We start from the raw sequence: 1,252 nt of genomic DNA, 5'->3' as shown, positions 1-1,252 counted from the left end.
CATACCGGCGATGGTTGAAAAATGAACACTCATGCGCTCGCCCTGAGTGTAGAGGCTGACGAGCACCTAACGCCGCCAACACGCGCAGCTTTGAAGTGTAGGCGAAGCCGCAACGTAAAAGCTGTCGCTGTGCTTGGCATTGTTACATGCTTTTGCTATACTTTGTATCACATTGTATTACAGATTCACACATTTGGTGATGTTATGAAAAACGAAATGCTGAGCACCCGAATTGACCACGACACCAAGTTAGCGTTTACTCACGTTTGCGAGAACATGGGACTTAGCCCCTCTCAAGCAATAAAGCTTTTTGCCAAAGCGGTCGTTAATTACGGCGGCATACCCTTTGAGCTTAAAGTCAAGCAACCCAATGCAGCAACAGCCTCAGCCATCTCCGAGCTCGAGTCCGGCAAGGCAAATACCGCCAGCAATATTGAAGAGCTATTCGAAGAATTCAATATCGGTAAGACCGACAATGCTTAAACTCGAGTACTCAATACAATTTAAAAAGGACTTCAAGAAAATAGCAAAACTTTCGATTCCCGATGTAGTTGAAGTCGGTCATGTCATTAAACAATTACAGCTCGGGGAAACACTACCGGAAAAATACGTTGATCATTCTTTGTCTGGAAACTGGCAGGATTATCGAGATTGCCACGTAAAACCGGATTTAGTTTTGATTTACAAAGTCGATGACACCTCTCTCAAACTGGCTCGAATTGGCACCCATTCCGAACTATTTCGATAACATGTAACATTGTACTAGTGTGCGTGCTCGATTTGTCAAAATCGTTATACGCCCTGTCTTATCTATAACCTCATGATAATCATGTGGTTTTCCATCTTTCTCATCAAATCCTCATTGGTGATAATGTGCATGCCGCCTATCCCGGTTGAGGTGTTCACATTATCCCCGCGCTTGTACTTTTAACCGATTGATTATTCTTGTTTTTTATTTTTTCGCCCCAGGAAAGTGTGAATCGGTCATGAGAAAGCGTGCATCTATGTAGGCGTTTTGTTGCGTTCCACGCTACCGCCCTTTGGTTGTCGGCATCCAAAAGGCCATGTAAGAGGCAGAAATATAAGGGTTAGCGTACCAGAGTGCAGAATAGCTGTTTAGACAGAATCGCCTAAAATGTTGGTGAGGTCAGAGTTTGGGAGTTTGCGGGACAATAAATGCAAAAAAGCCGCTGACTGAGCAGCGGCTTTCGGTATGTGGCGGAGAGATAGGGATTTGAACCCTAGAAGGGCT

2 protein-coding genes are annotated in these 1,252 nt (G+C 44.6%); both read left to right on the top strand.

What is annotated here, in order from left to right:
* The first annotated feature begins 204 nt into the window (after window positions 1-204).
* The gene (locus C7A19_RS11590; protein WP_077458086.1) at window positions 205-483 is read left to right on the top strand and encodes a type II toxin-antitoxin system RelB/DinJ family antitoxin; all 279 of its coding nucleotides are present in this window, start codon (window positions 205-207) and stop codon (window positions 481-483) included.
* Window positions 476-748, top strand: coding sequence for a type II toxin-antitoxin system YafQ family toxin (locus C7A19_RS11585; protein ID WP_116644944.1), 273 nt, complete (start codon window positions 476-478; stop codon window positions 746-748). The genes C7A19_RS11590 and C7A19_RS11585 overlap by 8 nt, the downstream gene beginning before the upstream one ends.
* The last annotated feature ends 504 nt before the right edge of the window (window positions 749-1,252 follow it).

The organism is Salinivibrio sp. HTSP, assembly GCF_003390965.1.
GTDB lineage: Bacteria > Pseudomonadota > Gammaproteobacteria > Enterobacterales > Vibrionaceae > Salinivibrio > Salinivibrio kushneri.
Note: the sequence above shows the minus strand (reverse complement) of the source record. Positions and strands in the feature narration are given on the sequence as shown.

Bases quoted from the DNA above. Each gene is read 5' to 3' on its own strand.
- C7A19_RS11585 (WP_116644944.1), top strand. From the start codon at position 476: ATGCTTAAACTCGAGTACTCAATACAATTTAAAAAGGACTTCAAGAAA.
- C7A19_RS11590 (WP_077458086.1), top strand. From the start codon at position 205: ATGAAAAACGAAATGCTGAGCACCCGAATTGACCACGACACCAAGTTA.